At 37.5% G+C, this 16,439-nt stretch carries 13 protein-coding genes, 4 tRNA genes and 1 pseudogene; 11 read left to right on the top strand and 7 right to left on the bottom strand.

The features are described from left to right. Positions 1 to 993: 993 nt before the first annotated feature. Both NEOC65_RS04980 and NEOC65_RS04975 read left to right on the top strand, forming a co-directional pair. A complete protein-coding gene (locus tag NEOC65_RS04980; RefSeq protein WP_213155957.1) occupies positions 994 to 2,214 on the top strand; it encodes a cation:proton antiporter in 1,221 nt (406 codons plus the stop codon). 641 nt (positions 2,215 to 2,855) lie between these two features. Further along, positions 2,856 to 3,080 carry a hypothetical protein gene (locus NEOC65_RS04975; RefSeq protein ID WP_213155956.1) on the top strand — a complete coding sequence of 75 codons (225 nt, stop codon included), beginning with the start codon at positions 2,856 to 2,858 and terminating at the stop codon, positions 3,078 to 3,080. A gap of 232 nt (positions 3,081 to 3,312) precedes the next feature. Here NEOC65_RS04975 and NEOC65_RS04970 read toward each other — a convergent pair. Continuing rightward, positions 3,313 to 4,139, bottom strand: a protein-coding gene (locus NEOC65_RS04970; protein ID WP_249299070.1) for an IS5 family transposase whose coding sequence is annotated in 2 segments (ribosomal slippage) — positions 3,313 to 3,752 and positions 3,752 to 4,139 — 828 coding nt in all. Because the reading frame shifts where the segments join, the coding sequence is not laid out codon by codon here. 80 nt (positions 4,140 to 4,219) lie between these two features. Here NEOC65_RS04970 and NEOC65_RS04965 point away from each other — a divergent pair. Continuing rightward, entirely contained in the window at positions 4,220 to 4,366 is a 147-nt protein-coding gene (locus tag NEOC65_RS04965) for a hypothetical protein (protein ID WP_166154690.1), read from the top strand. Next, a complete protein-coding gene (locus NEOC65_RS04960) occupies positions 4,363 to 4,638 on the top strand; it encodes a septation protein SpoVG family protein (RefSeq protein ID WP_213155955.1) in 276 nt (91 codons plus the stop codon). The genes NEOC65_RS04965 and NEOC65_RS04960 overlap by 4 nt, the downstream gene beginning before the upstream one ends. Before the next feature lie 549 nt (positions 4,639 to 5,187). On the opposite strand, the gene NEOC65_RS04955 is transcribed toward NEOC65_RS04960, so the two are convergent. The 3 genes and pseudogenes from NEOC65_RS04955 to NEOC65_RS09965 all read right to left on the bottom strand — a co-directional run. Beyond that, positions 5,188 to 5,269 (bottom strand) — tRNA-Tyr (locus NEOC65_RS04955). Between the two features lie 7 nt (positions 5,270 to 5,276). Next, a tRNA-Thr gene (locus NEOC65_RS04950) sits at positions 5,277 to 5,349 on the bottom strand. Positions 5,350 to 5,728: 379 nt separating this feature from the next. After that, positions 5,729 to 5,848: pseudogene (locus NEOC65_RS09965) on the bottom strand (SEC-C metal-binding domain-containing protein); the annotation flags it as partial. A 104-nt stretch (positions 5,849 to 5,952) separates the two neighbouring features. Between NEOC65_RS09965 and NEOC65_RS04940 the strand changes: the two are divergent. From NEOC65_RS04940 to NEOC65_RS04930, 3 genes are all read left to right on the top strand, one after another. Further along, complete coding sequence (locus NEOC65_RS04940; RefSeq protein ID WP_249270161.1) at positions 5,953 to 6,699, top strand: tRNA lysidine(34) synthetase; 747 nt, start codon at positions 5,953 to 5,955, stop codon at positions 6,697 to 6,699. A 240-nt stretch (positions 6,700 to 6,939) separates the two neighbouring features. Beyond that, positions 6,940 to 7,794, top strand: coding sequence for an AAA family ATPase (locus NEOC65_RS04935; RefSeq protein ID WP_213155954.1), 855 nt, complete (start codon positions 6,940 to 6,942; stop codon positions 7,792 to 7,794). 5 nt (positions 7,795 to 7,799) lie between these two features. Then, positions 7,800 to 9,653 (top strand): hypothetical protein, encoded by a 1,854-nt coding sequence (locus NEOC65_RS04930; protein ID WP_213155953.1) that lies wholly within the window; start codon positions 7,800 to 7,802, stop codon positions 9,651 to 9,653. Positions 9,654 to 9,723: 70 nt separating this feature from the next. Here NEOC65_RS04930 and NEOC65_RS04925 read toward each other — a convergent pair whose 3' ends face one another. Further along, positions 9,724 to 10,749, bottom strand: a complete 1,026-nt coding sequence (locus NEOC65_RS04925) for a hypothetical protein (protein ID WP_213155952.1) — start codon at positions 10,747 to 10,749, stop codon at positions 9,724 to 9,726. Positions 10,750 to 10,899: 150 nt separating this feature from the next. Here NEOC65_RS04925 and surE point away from each other — a divergent pair, with 150 nt between their 5' ends. Next, entirely contained in the window at positions 10,900 to 11,694 is a 795-nt protein-coding gene (gene surE / locus NEOC65_RS04920) for a 5'/3'-nucleotidase SurE (RefSeq protein ID WP_213155951.1), read from the top strand. Between the two features lie 466 nt (positions 11,695 to 12,160). On the opposite strand, the gene NEOC65_RS04915 is transcribed toward surE, so the two are convergent. Next, a tRNA-Asp gene (locus tag NEOC65_RS04915) sits at positions 12,161 to 12,234 on the bottom strand. 11 nt (positions 12,235 to 12,245) lie between these two features. After that, positions 12,246 to 12,318: transfer RNA gene (locus NEOC65_RS04910), tRNA-Val, on the bottom strand. 260 nt (positions 12,319 to 12,578) lie between these two features. Between NEOC65_RS04910 and NEOC65_RS04905 the strand changes: the two genes are divergently transcribed. From NEOC65_RS04905 to NEOC65_RS04895, 3 genes are all read left to right on the top strand, one after another. Continuing rightward, positions 12,579 to 13,511: a YitT family protein gene (locus tag NEOC65_RS04905; RefSeq protein ID WP_166154674.1), complete on the top strand. Its 933-nt coding sequence runs from the start codon at positions 12,579 to 12,581 to the stop codon at positions 13,509 to 13,511. Further along, positions 13,508 to 14,428 carry a tRNA epoxyqueuosine(34) reductase QueG gene (queG, locus tag NEOC65_RS04900; protein WP_213151726.1) on the top strand — a complete coding sequence of 307 codons (921 nt, stop codon included), beginning with the start codon at positions 13,508 to 13,510 and terminating at the stop codon, positions 14,426 to 14,428. The genes NEOC65_RS04905 and queG overlap by 4 nt, the downstream gene beginning before the upstream one ends. A 345-nt stretch (positions 14,429 to 14,773) precedes the next feature. Beyond that, positions 14,774 to 15,457, top strand: a complete 684-nt coding sequence (locus tag NEOC65_RS04895) for an LOG family protein (RefSeq protein WP_213155950.1) — start codon at positions 14,774 to 14,776, stop codon at positions 15,455 to 15,457. The last annotated feature ends 982 nt before the right edge of the window (positions 15,458 to 16,439 follow it).

Genomic DNA, 16,439 nt, shown 5'->3' with positions numbered 1-16,439 from the left:
TTAACTGTCAAAAGCATATGTCTCGTTAATAATTTAAAAATTTGCTCGACAGGTTGTTCGCAATTTTTCCAAGCTTGCTGTGTAAGCAACCTAGTCACTTGTCTTTTATGGCCTCTCTCATGCTAGGCCTCATTCCCTCTATTAGTCCCTCTTAGACTTTGAATATTTAATCGATTTCATTTTTTACTTATAGTTAAAGGCTAAGGGGATCCTGCTCGCTGATAGGTCGGCTTTATAAGATGAAGATTTCCTCTGGGGCCTCATTTAAAGCAATCGGGGCGGTGCCAGCAAGAAAACTTCTTGGGTGCCCCTTAGTAAATCCCTAGGGTCATTATCTTCCCTTAGCTCCTAGTAAATTTTGGGGTATCTTTTTCATTTTGCACTGTTAACAAGCCTGGCCTGCAACTAAGCGCTTATGCAAAAGGATGACGTGAGAGCCTCTTCCCCTACATTTTTATTATAACATGATAGCTTGATTCCTAATTCCTAGGATTATGTAGCTAAAGACAATTTTAAGAAAAAATCGGTCGAAGAAAAAAAAGCTCAACATGGAGTAAATTTTGAAAGCTTTAAGATAAACTGATAGATTCTTTTTCTTATTGTAAATTTTTACTCATCACCTTCTCGATAAATCCAGCTGTTGGGCCTTATAAAGAAATTATATTTACATAGTTGGGTCTTTGCTGAAATCATGCTTTGAGGCCTTTTCTACTCGGCTGCAATCAAGCTAAAGCAGCAAGTAGAAAATATAATTACTATCTTTTTTTATGAACTTGGATGACATAAAAAAGGCAAAAATGTAAAAGGAGTAAGCCAAGCGTTTGACATAAACCAAGCACTTATTTAGCATAGGTGTCATTTTTATTGTACTCTCTCAAATACTAGGCTGCAATATTAGGACATTACTTAAAAGGTCCACTTCTATTTCAGAAGCTGACCCTTTAAGCGAAAAGCTAAAAAAACGCAATCTACAAGCCTTAAGGAAACATTATCATGCAAATTCACAACTTTTTTCTCCAGCTTGTCATTATTTTATTTATGGCTAGAGTATTAGGAGAATTTTTCGCTAGGTTTAATATTCCCTCTGTTATTGGTGAACTTTTTGCCGGCGTCCTCATTGGCCCTAGCCTCTTTAACTTAATAGAGCCTAACGAGATGATCAAGTTATTGGCAGAAATTGGAATCATTCTCCTTCTTTTTGAAGTAGGACTTGAAACGGATATGGGAAGGTTAGCAAAGACGGGTAGCAAGCCTTTTATTGTGGCAGTAGGAGGCGTTGTCATACCTTTTACGCTCGGCTTTCTTGTCAGCTACCAGCTATTTGACTTAAGCCTGCTCGTATCTTTATTTATTGCAAGCACATTGACAGCAACTAGCATTGGAATAACAATTCGAGTACTTACTGATCTTAAAAGACAAGCCAGCGATGAAGCTCAAATTGTGCTTGGCGCAGCTGTCATCGACGATATCATCGGGATTATTTTGTTATCTGTTCTTTATGAATTTTCTCAAGGAGGGGGGATCAGTTTTATAAATATTGGCAAGGTACTCGTATTCATCTGTTTATTTCTTATATTGGCACCTATAGCTGCTAAATTTATTTCTAATGTCATCAAACATTATGAAAAGAAAAGTGAAATTCCTGGACTCCTTCCCACTACTATCGTTTCTCTCATATTATTGTTTGCTTGGCTAGCTCATAAGATGGGCGCTCCTGCACTTTTAGGAGGATTTGCAGCAGGTCTTGCTCTTTCTCGGCAATTTGTTCTACCTTGGGGAACTTATTCTCCTTTTAATGAAGAGTTTTCTCATAAAGTAGAAACCCAAATGAAGCCAATCGTGCATCTATTTACTCCTCTATTTTTTGTCACGATAGGTTTATCTTTAAACCTTAGCGAAATCAATTGGGGATCAACTTTCATTTGGCTACTCTCTATTTCTATACTTATCGCCGCCATAGTGGGTAAGCTATCCTCAGGCTTTCTTCTTTTTAAAGAAAATAAATGGATCAAATGGGCGGTGGGTATTGCGATGGTGCCTCGAGGAGAAGTAGGACTAATTTTTGCAGAGGTGGGGAAAAATAGCAAAGTTTTTGATAACGATTTATACGCTTCGATGATCATTGTGATTGCCATTACTACAGTCTTTACCCCCTTCTTTATGCGATTCTTCTACAATCTTCAAGCTCGGGCAGAAAATGAAGTAAAAAGCTAATCGACAGAAAAGGATAAATGATAATGAAAAAAGCTTTAAATTCTGCTATTTAAAGCAAATTTTTTTAGATCACTTACTTTGCCTGTCTTAAGCCCCTCTACCCCAAGCTTTGCTAAGAGTCTAAAGTACCAAATGGCATAAGGGAAGTTAATAAGAAGATATGAAAAACTTCTCTCGGATGGCCTTTAAGCTTTTATTTGTAAGAAAGGCCTTCTTAAGGCCTTTCTTACAAAAAATTATAAGGGATCTAAGAGATATTAGTATTGCTTGGTATATAAAATAATTTCTAGATTTTTTATTTTCGATTCCCTGATGGCTTATGAGGTTTTTCTTGTATAAAACCCTTAAGTATTAGGGGATTTATGAAAACTCCAGAGATTGATGCCTTAGAAACCATTTTTATTTTAGATATACACGCACTTGATAGTCTGAATTTTAGGAGCAAAGAAGTATGAAAGATATAGGTGAACTTCTGGTTAAGCGTTTGTAAGGCTAGAGATGTCTTTTTCTCGAGAGTGGATACCTTGATTCCTAGTAGGAAAATATGTTTAGCAGCCCTAGAATTTTACTTAGATAAAGAAGACCAGTTTTGGATCATTGCTCATATGGGAAGTAAAAGTAACGATAGGGAGCCCTTCTTTATGAAGAGATTTTCACGCTCCTCGCGCCCTTATGAGCTTTTAAAATTAATGCTGAATACGGACTCCTATACCTGCATCGACTTTCCTGCTCTTTCACATTCTCTTGGGGAGCTAGGGATCAAAAATGAATTAAAAAAAGTATTCTTCTCTAAAGGTAAGTTTTTTGATTCTATAGCTAAACTGGGTGCAATTGACTATCCAATTGACGCCAGACGAATAATATAGCACCTTTCCTTTGTCAAAAATTCAAAAAAACAACTTCTTTCCTCTTTTAACCACTACAAATACCTTAACTACTCTGTTAATCGGATTGAATTTCTCCAGTTTTTGCGACACTTTTCCGACAAACAGCTAGGCTTTTTCTATCCCTTCACGCGGAGTTCTTTTCAAGAATTCTGACGTTGTCCGGTTTCGGTACCTCTTTTCTAAATTTTTTAAAATAGACCTCTTTCGAAACTCACGTATTTAATTCCCAGTTATAGATTGCTGCAATTAAGTTGAAGCGAAGAGCAAATCTTTTACGTCTATTTCTGTAGCGATCTGCTATAATTTTAAATCGCTTAAGGAGGCCAATGACGTTTTCATTGGCAACTCTTTCTCTGGATAAACTTTGATTTGTTCTTTTATCCTCTTGAGTCAAAGGATTCTTCTTACTTTTTTTCTTAGGCATTTGAGTTTGGGCATGCAGCTTTCTTAATCCTTGATACCCTGAATCGGTTAGCACTCTTATTTGTGGATTGATTTTAACCTGGGATTCTTTGAATAGCCTAAAATCATGCTTTTTGCCATTACCATATGAGGTACAAATTACTTTTTTACTTTTCTTATCGACTACAACTTGGGTCTTTAGGGTATGTTTTTTCTTTTTCCCGGAATAATAGCGCTTTTGTTTTTTTTAGGGCGCTCAATAGGCGTTTCTGTAGCATCAATCAAAATAACCTCATATTCCGTATCGCTTTTCAAAAGCTCTTTACGCCCCGGTAAAGCAAAATCTGGATGCTTGATTAACGTATTTTCAATCCATTTCACCGCTTTATAAGCTGAGCTTTCACTAATTCCATAGCTTTGGCTAATATGGAAATAGGTCCTATATTCGCGCATATATTCCAAGGCCATTAACAGCATATCTTCTAAACGTAGTTTATATTTACGCCCGCCTTTAATCTTCTTGGCCGTATCGGCTTCCTGTAAAATTTGCACCATCTTATCAAAAGTACTACGCTTTACCCCTGTCAATCTGCGAAACCGTTCATCATCTAATTTCTCTATCCTATCAAATTTCATGGAGCCTCCTTTAAATGTTGAGTCCCCATTTTACTAAAATTTACATTTTATTCCAGTTTCGAAAGAGGTCTAATGGAGACATGAAACAAAACAAATTCAAAGCTCACAAGCCACCAAAAAAGAAGGCTACCGTTAAACCTTTAGCAGTGACTGAATCTTGCCGCCTTGGAGCTTTTTTTGATTTGCTTCTCCAAATAGACAAACGTAATCCATCCGGAGCCTTATGAGCCTCACCAAAGCGGAGCTTCTCTCAATCAAGCCCCCAAACGGCTTGATCGCATTTGCATACGTAGAGATTGATCATCAGTTCTACATCAGCTCTATTGGTGTCCTCAAAAGGCGCGATGAAACTGACTATAGAATCACTTATCCTACTCGGAAAGTTGGCGAACAAAATCTCACGCTTTCCCATCCAACTGAGCCTTGTTTAAGCAAGGCAATTGAGCAGGCCATTTGCAATAAAGCTGAAGAGATGTTCGGAGATCACTCAATCGCATAATTTAAAGAGGTAAAAAATAAGTATGAATCAAATTGCCTTCGACATATGAGTGAAAATAATATTCCTTTCCAAGATCCCCTGATTTGCGACGGAAATATCTATCGCTTTTCTCGAGACACTAAAAAAAAATTAATCCGATGAATGGTATGTAGCTCAATTTAGCTTTTCTTTCTTCTGGAAAGCCTTATCTTCGCTGCTCTTATGATTCTTGGAGTGATGGCAGCAAGTTTGAATACAAATCTTGAGAAGATTCTTTGAATAGAGCTTATTCTGCAATTGATTGCAAAGAATTCCAATCAAGATTTGAAGAAAATAAATTGAGAAGATGGCTAGCCATGAGCAAGCAGATTAAAACTTTTATATAACCGCCAACAGGGTGATGAATTTAACCGCTTGTGCTAAGGAGATTTTCAAGAGCGCTGAAGTCAATGAAAAAGGCCAACGGTTAGATTCTGTGTTCCAGAACGTAAAATTGGATAGGAAAACCTGTCTATAAAGGCGTGTGAAGTATTTACAAAACTAGTGGACGGTAAGAAACGTCCAAAAGAATGGGGGCGGTTGGACTCGAACCAACGCAGACCGAAGTCGAGAGATTTACAGTCTCTTGCCATTGCCACTAGGCGACACCCCCAGAGGGATGCTGACAGTAGGAATTGAACCCACAACCGTCCGATTACAAGTCGGGTGCTCTACCAATTGAGCTATGTCAGCTTACAGAATACTCGCTTAAAAGATAGCGTTTAATTATGCGTAACTTATAGCAAAAATGCATGATTAGCAGCAAGTCATTTTATAAAAAAACAATGGAATATTCTAATTTTTTTGCGCTCAACAAGTTAGTGTATTTTTTTCACGAATCGTTTAACTTAACAATTCTAAGCAGGCTATAGGCAAGCTTAAGGAAAGCCTTAAACTTACGCTATAAAAAGCTCTTGATAGATCATTCCGTCTTCTCTAAAGAAGGGGCTTCTGCAGAAGAGACTTCCTTTTCTACATGGAGTAGGGGCGGCTGCTGCTTAAAAGTTTTAGCAATAGAATCTCCGAAAGTGCGTTCCATAAGATTAGGCATAGCAGGCTGATTTAACCATTTCGCGGTAAGTTTCTTTTTAGTATACTTTTTTCCCCAGCAACAATTTTTATATTTCTTTCCTGATCCGCAGGGGCAGGGATCATTACGGCTCACTTTTTCTGTCATATCCATATCCTTTAGACTTATTGGTAAGATTTAGAGTAAATTTTAGAAATGCCTTGACTCCGCCTCTAAGGGTACTATAAAGTATTTGATAATTATTTTTAAATAAAAGTTAATTTTTTATGACTATCTCTATACCTATAGCTCAACCGCCCTGGTCCCGCTTAGGTAAAAAATTAGAAAGCACTTTTCGCCGAGCTCTTTATGACTATCAAATGCTAGAAAGCGATAATAAGATAGCGGTAGCCCTATCGGGGGGAAAAGACAGCTTAACGCTATTATTTTTATTAAAAGCTATAGCAGGTAGGGGCTTTCCTGAATTAGATATATATGCCATCCTTGTTAATGGTGAATTTTCTTGCGGTGCAGGCGTAAATGTCACCTATTTAAAAGCTATTTGCGATCAGCTAGGCGTCCATTTTATTGTTAAAGAATCTAAGCAAAAACTCGAAACCCTTGAGTGCTACAGCTGTTCTCGCGAAAGGAGATCTCTTCTTTTTGAAGCTGCCAAAAGTGTAGGAGCCACTACCATTGCTTTTGGTCATCATCGGGATGATAACATTCAGACCTTTTTAATGAATTTGTTGCATAAAGGTGAATTTGCAGGAAATTTACCCAAAATTTATATGCAAAAATATGGGATAACGATTATACGCCCTCTTATTTACATTTCAGAAGAAGAGATTCGTGCTTTTGCAGAACAGTATGGATTCATCAGAATTATGTGCCGCTGTCCTGTAGGACAAAATTCCATGCGCAAGAAGGTAAAGGAACTAGTTAAAGAAATGGAGATTCTTTACCCTTATGCTAGCGAAAATATTGCCCGAGCATCTCTTTTATACGGCTCGCATAAAGCTGCTAAGCCCTAGTGCATAGTTTCGAAAGATCGATAAAAACTTTTAGAGTGTTTTTTATAAAATGTTCAGCTAGTTAGAAACATAAGATTAACTTCATCTATAGAAAAGCCATCGTTTTTTATCAATTTTTAAAATTTTCTTTAAAAATTTATTTTGATTTTTTTAGTTCTTTCAAAAAGCTAATCACTTTTATTTTTACTATTTACATTTGTTCTGCATATTCATACACTTTTTATCAAAAAGGAGATCCATATGGCTTATTCCAGGCCCAATGAGAACGAAAATCATATCACTATTCAAGGAGTCGAAATTGCTTTAGGATTTCCTGACCAATTCAGCTTTCAATGGATAGGTCAAACTGATGTATTGGATCAACTTCTAGCAGCTTGGTTGGTAATTGATGAAAAAGATATCCCTTTAAACCCTCGCTTAATTGGCAAGCCGGGAGTCGGCAAAACTACCCTTGCCTATGCGGCAGCAAAAAAGCTAGATAAGGAGGTTTATATTTTTCAATGCACGATGGATACACGTCCAGAAGATTTACTTATTAGCCCTGTGATAGATAAAGCAGGCGGAATCCGCTATGTAGCTTCCGCTTTAGTTACCGCCATGCTACGAGGGGGTGTCTGTATTCTTGATGAAGCTAATCGCATGAGTGAAAAGTCATGGGCATCACTTGCTCCCCTTCTCGACACAAGACGCTATATTGAATCCATTGTAGCTGGCCTTAAAGTAACGGCAGACCCTGGCTTCCGCATCTGTATTACGATGAACGATGATGCTTCGACTTTTGAAATTCCGGAATATATTCACAGCCGTTTACAACCTCAGATCTATCTAGATTTTCCCGAAGCTGAGGAAGAAAAACGCATTCTTAAAGAAAATCTACCTTTTATTGATGAGTATATTGTTGATTATGTTATTAATTTTTTACAAAAAGCCCATACTAACGCTGAAAATTATACTATTAGGGATGGCATCAATATTGCCCGTTATGCTGCGAAAAGGCTAAAAACTTTAGAAAACAGTAAAATCAATATTGATAATTTGCTACGTCAAGCCGTTCTTATGACGCTTGGCGATGAAGCACTTACTCACCTCATGTAAAATTTATGAACAATCTACAAGCCTTTTATATTCAGAAAGGAGCTGTCTTTGCAGTCCCCATTCTTCATTATAAGATGGAAATGGCAGCTCAGGTACGTATAGCGTTTGAGGCTATTCAACCTGATTGCGTTGCAGTGGAACTTGCAGAAACTATGCAGCTACAATTATTGCATGCCGCCTCTCGTCTACCCGATATTAGTGTAGTGATGTGCTACAATAAAGATCATGCGCCTATCTATTATATGTGTGAACCTTGCGATCCTGCTTTTGAAGGTTTGCGCAGTGCCCTGGAGGCTCAAATTCCTGCCTATTGTATCGACCTTGATGTCGATGATTATCCTGATAATATAGAATATATGCCTGATACTTATGCCATACACAAAATAGGGTTAGAAAATTATTACAAAGCATATAAGGATTTCTTCTTAGAAAAATCAATCAAAAGTACTGTTGATCAACAGCGGGAGTTGTTCATGGCAAGACGCCTAAAAGAACTCTCTTTTAGCTATGAAAGAATACTTTTTATAGCAGGCATGTCGCACATAGAAAATATCCTTTCATTGATGGATAGAGTTTCTTTTGCTCCCCTAAAGCATGCACCAAGAGAGCATATTGAGCTACTTACCCTGTCGGAATTATCTACCCAAGAAGTTATGGCAGAATATGGATGGATCACTAAAAATTATGAACAAGCCAGGTATGCTTTTCCTTTAAAAAATAGAGAAGAGCTTGCTTTTTCTTCTTTTCCCCCTGACCGTCAAAAGCTCATTTATAATCTTTTTAAAGGTGCCGCTATAAATTATACTAAGAATACAGGAAACAGTTTTCCAGGCTATAATTTGCGCAATATCATGAAATTTTCTCGCAACTATGCCTTACTCCATCAGCAACTTTTACCCGATTTATATCAGCTAATCAGTGCTGCCAAAGGATGTGTAGATCACAATTATGCCTATGAAGTATGGGCTTTGGCAACAGAGTATCCCTATAGACGTAACGTAGATCAGCTTCCTGAAATTGATTTATCTATTGAAGATATCTGGGGAGCTAGTAAAAGCATTCGTTTTCATAGGAAAGAAAAAAGCAGGAAAGATTTAACCTTTCATAAGCAACGCAAAAATCGCGCACAGCTTCATTTTAGACCCCCTCCCATGTTTAGTATTTGTTCGTATCCTCCAGAAGACCTAGTGATTGAAAAATTTGGGGATTTCTTAAAGAAGAAGGGCACTCAGCTGATGCGCGAAGAAGCTGCTCGCATCATTCCTTTTTCTTCAAGCCTAGAAGATGGGATCGATACTAGAGAAACGATTCGCCATTGGCATGAAAAGAAGCTGTATGTCAAAGTTTCAGGGAAGCCTCCAGGCGGAGTAGGGTCAATAGTAGTAATATTTGATGAAGATTCCCCTAAAGAAAATGAACTTTACTTAGAAAAATTTCCCTGGCGCACGACTTGGCTAGGAGAACATAGTCAGGAATCCGATATGGCTTTTTATGCTACTGATCTCCATGCCAATGTGGTCGGACCTGGCATCTCGCGTTGCCAGTATGGGGGTTTTATGATGTCATATCCTCCCCGTAGAATGTTTGATATATGGTCCGACGCTGATTATCAAAATTGTACTTCTAAAGCTGAAGTGCTTCTTATGGCGGCTATTGACTATGCTGTCCAATCGCTAGTAGTTTATGTTGCCAATCAGCCACCCCGCTCCCTATTAAAAAGCTTTGCACGCCGCTATGGCAAAAAGATAGTTTACATCCCTTCAGGGCAACTATCCCCCCTTACCCTTAATAAGCTACGCATATTTCATGTATTAGATGGGCAAAGCAAGCGAGAAATTGCTGGCGACTATATTTTTTAAAATTTTACCAGCCAACAACTCTTAGAAGCTTAAAGATAAAAAGATTGATTAGCTGAACGAGTATTTCTTTTTAAGGCATCAGCTTATGCTGAGCATAATGAATGATTTCATTAAGAGTTTTAAGGCGCTCAATTAGCTCAGGGGTTAAACGTAGATCTAAATTTAAACGATGGATTTTTTGTTCCCATAATTCAAGTTGAGATTTAAAAGCAGCTTTCTGATTAAAAGTTAGCGTTTCGGCTAGGTTAATTTCATCATACCAAGGAGGAATATGTTTCTCTAAGTAGGCAATCTGGATAAGCACATCTTTCAACTCTTCATTTTCTTCATCACCATGTAAGTCATCAGGTAATGACTGGTTCACAATTTTATCAATTGCATGAAGAGCTGCATCGAAATATTTTTCGCGGCGCTTGTCAACTTGAGCTTTCCATACAGCAATCTCTTTTAAGGGAAGATTTTCTGGTTTTATCTTTAGGGCGTTAAGAGCATGAAGATAAGATTGCAAACGAACATCAAGACGTTGGGCTAAATTTATCTTTTCCTCTTCATCTATCGAAAGAGCCTCTAGCATATGCTCTTGATAATCAGTGATGACTTGTACATCTCTGTCTATCACTTCAAGAAATTCATCGATCGTATAGCGGATAACAGCCTTAAAAAGAGCTTCTTTATCGGTAGTCTTCGAACAAATTTGAATCCATAACTTAGCTTTTTCTACCCATTGGTTATAACGCTGATAAGTTTTTGCTTGATGCAAAACCGAGCGTGGCTGCTCTATAGATTTATGTAGACGAGAAACCTCCTTAATCAGCGGATCTATTACCTCTTCAATGTAAACAAAAGCTTCTGCATCAATTTCTTTATAAAGTTCATTCTTAATAGCTTGTAATTGAATTAGCACCGCGCTAGCTTTAGATTGCAGATCCTGTATTCTCCCCACCAGAGGATGCTCCTGTGGGGGTTTACTTTGAAATCTTTGAAAAGTTGAACGTATTCTATCTACAAAGCGAGCCAAAATGGTCAAACGTTTTTTTGTAGGCTCTTTTATAAAGGAATCTCGAGCAGTCGAAGGATTAGGTTTCTTGGGTGCCATAAAATTATATCAATATCCGGTAAAAACGCACTTTACCGCATAGTTTTATTTTTGTCAGGCGATAATTCTTAAAGAAGTTAATATGATTATTATGATTGACTTATCATTAAAAAACATTTATATTTGCTGTTCAACTGAGATGGTTTTAACATGTCTAAACGGCCTCATTTACTTATAACCAATGATGATGGCATTTATGCCCCTGGTATTCGACATCTTTGGAATGCTTTAAAAGATTTTGCAGATATAACGATCGTGGCGCCTGCAACCGAACAATCAGCAGTCGGTGTTAGCATTACCGTTCGTAACCCTCTTCGTTTGCATCAGGTTGAATGGGAGGGCCAAACCCAAGCCTGGAGTCTTACAGGCACTCCTGCTGATTGCATAAAGATGGGACTTAAAGTAATTCTTGATAAGAAACCAGATTTAATTGTCTCGGGGATTAATCGTGGATCCAACGCTGGCCGCAACTTAATGTATAGTGGCACCGTAGGAGGTACTATTGAAGGTATTATTCAAGGTGTGCCTGGCATTGCCTTTTCTTGCGTAGATTACTTCAATACTGACTATCAAAAGGTAGAACACTATGTACCTCTTTTAGTGGATTATGTGGTAAAGCATCCACTACCCTCGGGTAGCTTGCTAAATGTTAACTTTCCCACTTATCAACAAGAGATTAAAGGCTTCAAGCTGACTCGCCAAGGGAAAGAATTTTGGGCTGAAGATCCGTTAGAGCGTAATCATCCTGCGGAAGGACATTCTTATTATTGGTTAGGTGCTAAACTGCAGCAATTCGAAGAACATGAGGATAGCGATATTTCTTGGCTTGCCCGTGGATATATTGCGGCAGTACCTGTGCATGTAGGAGAATTAACAGATTTAGCTCATCTTAATGATGCAAAAAGCCATTTTGAAAATCATCTAAATTTACAAGCTAGACCTTAAGAAAAACAATAAGAGAAGTTAAAAATAAAGCTTTTTTATTTAATGAATTATATCAACTCTAGTAAAAACTTTCCTACTTGGCTATCAATTCCAGCAGCTCTTGCTTTTACTCTCAATTTTTAAGACTTTATAATGTCCGGTAAAAAATCTTGGGCTCGCATCTTGTCTTCTTTATTTTTAAAGGCTTACTGAATAGGCAGTAATAATAGTGATAATCTTTGAAAAAACTTAGCCTGCATAACCAACCCTCTGAAACATGTCTCTCTACTTAGTTCGAGGGGTTTGTATAAAGCTGCATAAAAAGTATCTCAAAATTGCATTCATAACTTTTTAGAGCTCTCCTTCTCGCCAGCTTGGAAAAGCTTTGAGGAAAATCACTCAATTAATAAAGGGGGATGGTTAGTGATACTAAGATTTAAGGTAAATTAACTTTTTTAAGAAAAATAAGTGAAAGGATTAAAAGAAACGCGGGAGACGGGACTCGAACCCGCAACTTCCGGCGTGACAAGCCGGTGCTCTAACCAATTGAACTACTCCCGCGTATGCATAGTTGGGCGCAACAGGACTCGAACCTATGACCACCTGTGTGTAAGACAGGAGCTCTACCAACTGAGCTATACGCCCTCAAAAGGAAGCATTCAATATACATTTTAGGGTTATTTAATCTCAAGCATTTTCGTAATTTCTTAGGAAAATTAGTGCTCTGCGCTAATAACCAACTCATTATAAAAAATTTATCCTTTTTAATGAGCTAAGCAAAGAGCCTAAAAAAAAATCCTTAAGGGTAGTCAATAATCTTCAAAATAGCCTCATCTTTTTCTTTACATTTAGTTAGATTTTATTTATAATGTTTTCTTTGACAAACCCTTAACTATTTTTAGATTATGCACCATCCTACCTCAGCTAGCGCTAAATCCATCGGTTCAGAGCTTATTATTTATATCTTTTTGATTGCAGGTGCTTTTTTAGCTGCTTTTGCGATTCAAGTTTTTCTGATTCCCAACCGTTTAATCGATGGAGGAATTGTAGGAATAGCCATGGTATGCGCTAATATTTTTGGCACTCAATATTTAGGATATTTTACTTTTGCTTTAAACTTGCCCTTTGTTTTTCTGGCTTACAGATACATAGGCAAAGTTTTTGTCCTTCATATGTTTTTTGCTCTTCTTTTCTTTACCGGCTTTATTTTTTTTATTGAGCATTATATGCCATGGGCAGAATTTAAAGGAGAAACGCTTGAGGTAGTAGTGATTGGGGGGGCGCTTTTGGGAATAGGCATAGGCTTAATCATTCGCTACGGTGGCTGTCTTGATGGTACAGAAATTTTAGGAATTATTAGTAATCGCCTCACTGGCTTTACCGTTGGACAGGTGGTCTTGGTTATTAATATTTTTGTATTTAGTGCTGCTGGAATTGCCTTTAAAGATTGGCATCCTCCTCTTCTCTCTTTAATTACCTACATGGTAGTTAGCAAAATTATGGATACTGTCATTGTAGGTTTAGATGAAACTAAATCGGTCATTATTATTTCTTCCAAATCAGAAATTATTGCCAATGCTATCGTACATGAACTAGGTTTAGGGCTAACCATCATGTATGGACGGGGCGGCTTTTCAGGAGATGAGCGAGAGATTCTTTATGTAATCGCCGAACGCCTTCAGCTTGCTGATCTGAAAGAGCTTATTTATAGAGAGGATCCCGCAGCTTTTATTGCTATTGAAAATCTTCATGAAGTAGCCAATGGCAATCAAACCGGAAAATACAAAAAAACAAGTATGAAAGAGCTATTTTCGCGGATGTTAAGTATAAAAAAATGACTTTATCCTTTGATGAGATCAAAGTAAAAGCATTAGAATTAGGTTGGGATGATGTAGGAATTACGCCTGCAAATATTCGCCAAGAAGATATTCAAGCCTACAAAGAATGGCTAGCCGAAGGAAAGCATGCAGATCTGGCCTACATGGAAAAAGAAATACGCTGTTATCCTCAGCAATATTTCCCCCAAGCAAAGACGGCACTTATTTTTCTTAGCTACTATAAGCAACCTAAAGAAGATCTCCTTACGGGTCAAGGCTTGATAGCTTCCTATGCAAGAGGAAGAGACTATCATCATCTGCATCGTAAACGGTTAAAAAAATTCATTCAATGGCTAGAAGAACGCGCAGGTGCACAAGGAATAGCTAAAGGATTTAGCGATTCTAGCCCCCTTTTAGAAAAAGCTTTGGCCGTACAGGCTGGATTGGGTTGGTTTGGTAAAAACACTTTACTTATCCACCGACGTTTTGGCACTTACACCCTGCTTTCAGGCATATTGACCTCATTAGAGATCCCCGGAGCGGTAATTTCTCTACGACTACCGCGTTGTGGAAGTTGTACACGTTGTATAGATGCTTGTCCTACTCAGGCCTTAACTTCCCCTTATAAGCTAGATGCTGCTAGATGCTTATCTTATCACCTCATCGAATCTAAAAAACCAATTCCTCTAGAAATACAACAAAAAAATCCAGGTTATATTTTTGGCTGTGACATTTGTCAAGAGGCTTGTCCTCATAACCAAAGAACTTTACCCTCTCTCACGGCAGCTTTTTCTCCCGCGAGCGGCAATGGAGTTTATTTAGATTTGAAAAAAATAGAAGAATGTGAGAAAAATCCTGAGAAGTTATTTGGCACACCTTTACAACGCCGAGGGATTACAGGATTAAAATATACCGCCGAAACCTTAAAACTAAAGTAAATAAATAGCCCTTTTGCTTTCATTTTCTCTAATCACTAAGTCATGCCTTCTAAAGTAAACGCGTCTGTATAGTCCAAAGAGGAATCAACCCTTTTTAAGCTAACGCTTTTCCTAAACACGAGCCTTCTATTGAATATATAATTACATCAAGAGCTGCTCCAAGAGCGTATTTTTTTGCTACCCATAAAATTTAATCTTTATTTCTGTGAATAATAATGGCTGCACATTTTTTAAGCGACTTTTTATGAGATAAAGGCCTATTGTAAATTTTTTAGTTGAAAATTATCTCTATATACATACACTCACGAACAGCTAAACTTATGCCTAATTTCATTGAGGAGCTACATGCTATATAATAATGTCGAAGATGAAGCTCATTTGTTTAAAACCGATTCATGGCGCTTATTTAGAATTATTTCCGAATTTGTAGAAGGCTTTGAAAATATGACCACCCTCGGGCCTTCGGTATCTATCTTTGGATCCGCTAGATTACAAGCTAACCATCCTTATTACAAGTTAGGCATTGATGTGGCAGGACATATTGCCAAAAAAGGTTTTGCTATTATTACCGGTGGTGGGCCAGGCCTTATGGAAGCCGCTAATAAGGGAGCTCAAATGACGCAGGGTAAATCTTGTGGATTAGGAGTAGACCTGCCTTTTGAAGCCGAGCTAAATCCTTTTATTGATAGAAAGTATCGCCTAAATTTTCGCTACTTTTTTATACGTAAGGTCATGTTTATTCGTTATGCTCAAGGATTTGTCTTTTTGCCCGGTGGTTACGGCACCTTGGACGAATTATTTGAAGCTCTTACACTTATTCAAACTCATAAGATTCACCCCTTCCCTATCTATCTAATGGGTAAGGATTACTGGAAGGGAATAATAGATTGGATTAAATCTACCATGCTTGCGCAACAATGTATCTCGGAAAATGATTTAAAGTTAATTTCTTTGACAGATGATCCAGAAGAAGTAGCTAATGGTATTGAACGCCATTACCAGCGTAATCATGTTCTAAAAAATTTTTAAAATTTAAGTTAAAATTACTGGCTGCTTTGTTCATTGAATAGACTAAGCAGTTTATCTTAAAGCTGTTCACTCATTTCCATTAATTTCTTCGCTTAATAAAAATGGTTAGCTCTAGAAGCCCAAATAGCGTTTGTAAATCGCCTTTTAAAACGAGCAATTATCAATCTCCTTTTCCCGAATTGACTAAGTTATCCTCTTTCTTCTATCTGTAAACGCATCTTAACTCTCTACTTTTAAATAAGTTGATGTGCTAATAGACTTCTTATCAAGTGCATCGCTAAGAAGGAAGTAGGTAAAAGTAAAGCTAATCCTAGAAGCACTCTTACAAAATGAAAGAAGATCTGAACGAAGGAAGAGTTTTTATCTTTCTTACCCTATCCTCACTAGAGGGTCAACAGCCCAGCTTCTAAATGCCTAAAGAGAGCAGCTAATACGCTTTAAAAAACTTAGTCTGCATACATACCCAACCCTCTAAAAGATGCCTCTCTGCTTAACGAAAGGGATTTTATGAAGTATGGGAGCACATAAGGAGTAGCTCAAAAGCGTATAATTCTTTTCTAAAGGAAGGGAATTTAATTTTAACTAAGCCTTTAATCTTCTGAGCATCCTGGCATGCTCTATTTCGTCTATTTAATTCTTTGCAGAACAAAAATTAAAAAACCTATCTAAAAAGTTATACTGTTTTTTCTTGCCAGGAGAAAGTAAATGCAAGAAATAAGTGAGCTAAAAGAATTTTTAAGTTAAAAGTAAGAGTGAAATCGAGCTTAAAGCTGAAGTAGGACTTTAGACAAAAAACATCTTTAGCAAAGTATAGGCAAGAAAAAGAATCAGGCTAAAGCTCCTTTAGTAGATAGGGCATAAAACTTTATAGCTGCGATGGTTGATCTTAAGGGTTAAGAGCGCTAAAAGGAATCGCTTTTCGTAGCTTTATCCCTACAAGTGAAAATGGGATCTATCTAATGATTAAGCTGATGTGAGGACG

The sequence above is a fragment of the Neochlamydia sp. AcF65 genome (genome assembly GCF_018342435.1).
Taxonomy (GTDB): Bacteria; Chlamydiota; Chlamydiia; order Chlamydiales; family Parachlamydiaceae; genus Neochlamydia.
The sequence above is the reverse complement of the archived record's forward strand: the minus strand, read 5'-3'. Positions and strand labels throughout refer to the sequence as shown.

Excerpts from the sequence above, each read along its gene's own strand:
- NEOC65_RS04960 (WP_213155955.1), top strand. The coding sequence starts at position 4,363 with ATGAGCCTCACCAAAGCGGAGCTTCTCTCAATCAAGCCCCCAAACGGC.
- surE (WP_213155951.1), top strand. The coding sequence starts at position 10,900 with ATGTCTAAACGGCCTCATTTACTTATAACCAATGATGATGGCATTTAT.
- NEOC65_RS04930 (WP_213155953.1), top strand. The coding sequence starts at position 7,800 with ATGAACAATCTACAAGCCTTTTATATTCAGAAAGGAGCTGTCTTTGCA.
- NEOC65_RS04895 (WP_213155950.1), top strand. The coding sequence starts at position 14,774 with ATGCTATATAATAATGTCGAAGATGAAGCTCATTTGTTTAAAACCGAT.
- NEOC65_RS04940 (WP_249270161.1), top strand. The coding sequence starts at position 5,953 with ATGACTATCTCTATACCTATAGCTCAACCGCCCTGGTCCCGCTTAGGT.
- NEOC65_RS04905 (WP_166154674.1), top strand. The coding sequence starts at position 12,579 with ATGCACCATCCTACCTCAGCTAGCGCTAAATCCATCGGTTCAGAGCTT.
- NEOC65_RS04980 (WP_213155957.1), top strand. The coding sequence starts at position 994 with ATGCAAATTCACAACTTTTTTCTCCAGCTTGTCATTATTTTATTTATG.
- NEOC65_RS04975 (WP_213155956.1), top strand. The coding sequence starts at position 2,856 with ATGAAGAGATTTTCACGCTCCTCGCGCCCTTATGAGCTTTTAAAATTA.
- NEOC65_RS04925 (WP_213155952.1), bottom strand. The coding sequence starts at position 10,749 with ATGGCACCCAAGAAACCTAATCCTTCGACTGCTCGAGATTCCTTTATA.
- NEOC65_RS04935 (WP_213155954.1), top strand. The coding sequence starts at position 6,940 with ATGGCTTATTCCAGGCCCAATGAGAACGAAAATCATATCACTATTCAA.
- queG (WP_213151726.1), top strand. The coding sequence starts at position 13,508 with ATGACTTTATCCTTTGATGAGATCAAAGTAAAAGCATTAGAATTAGGT.
- NEOC65_RS04965 (WP_166154690.1), top strand. The coding sequence starts at position 4,220 with ATGAAACAAAACAAATTCAAAGCTCACAAGCCACCAAAAAAGAAGGCT.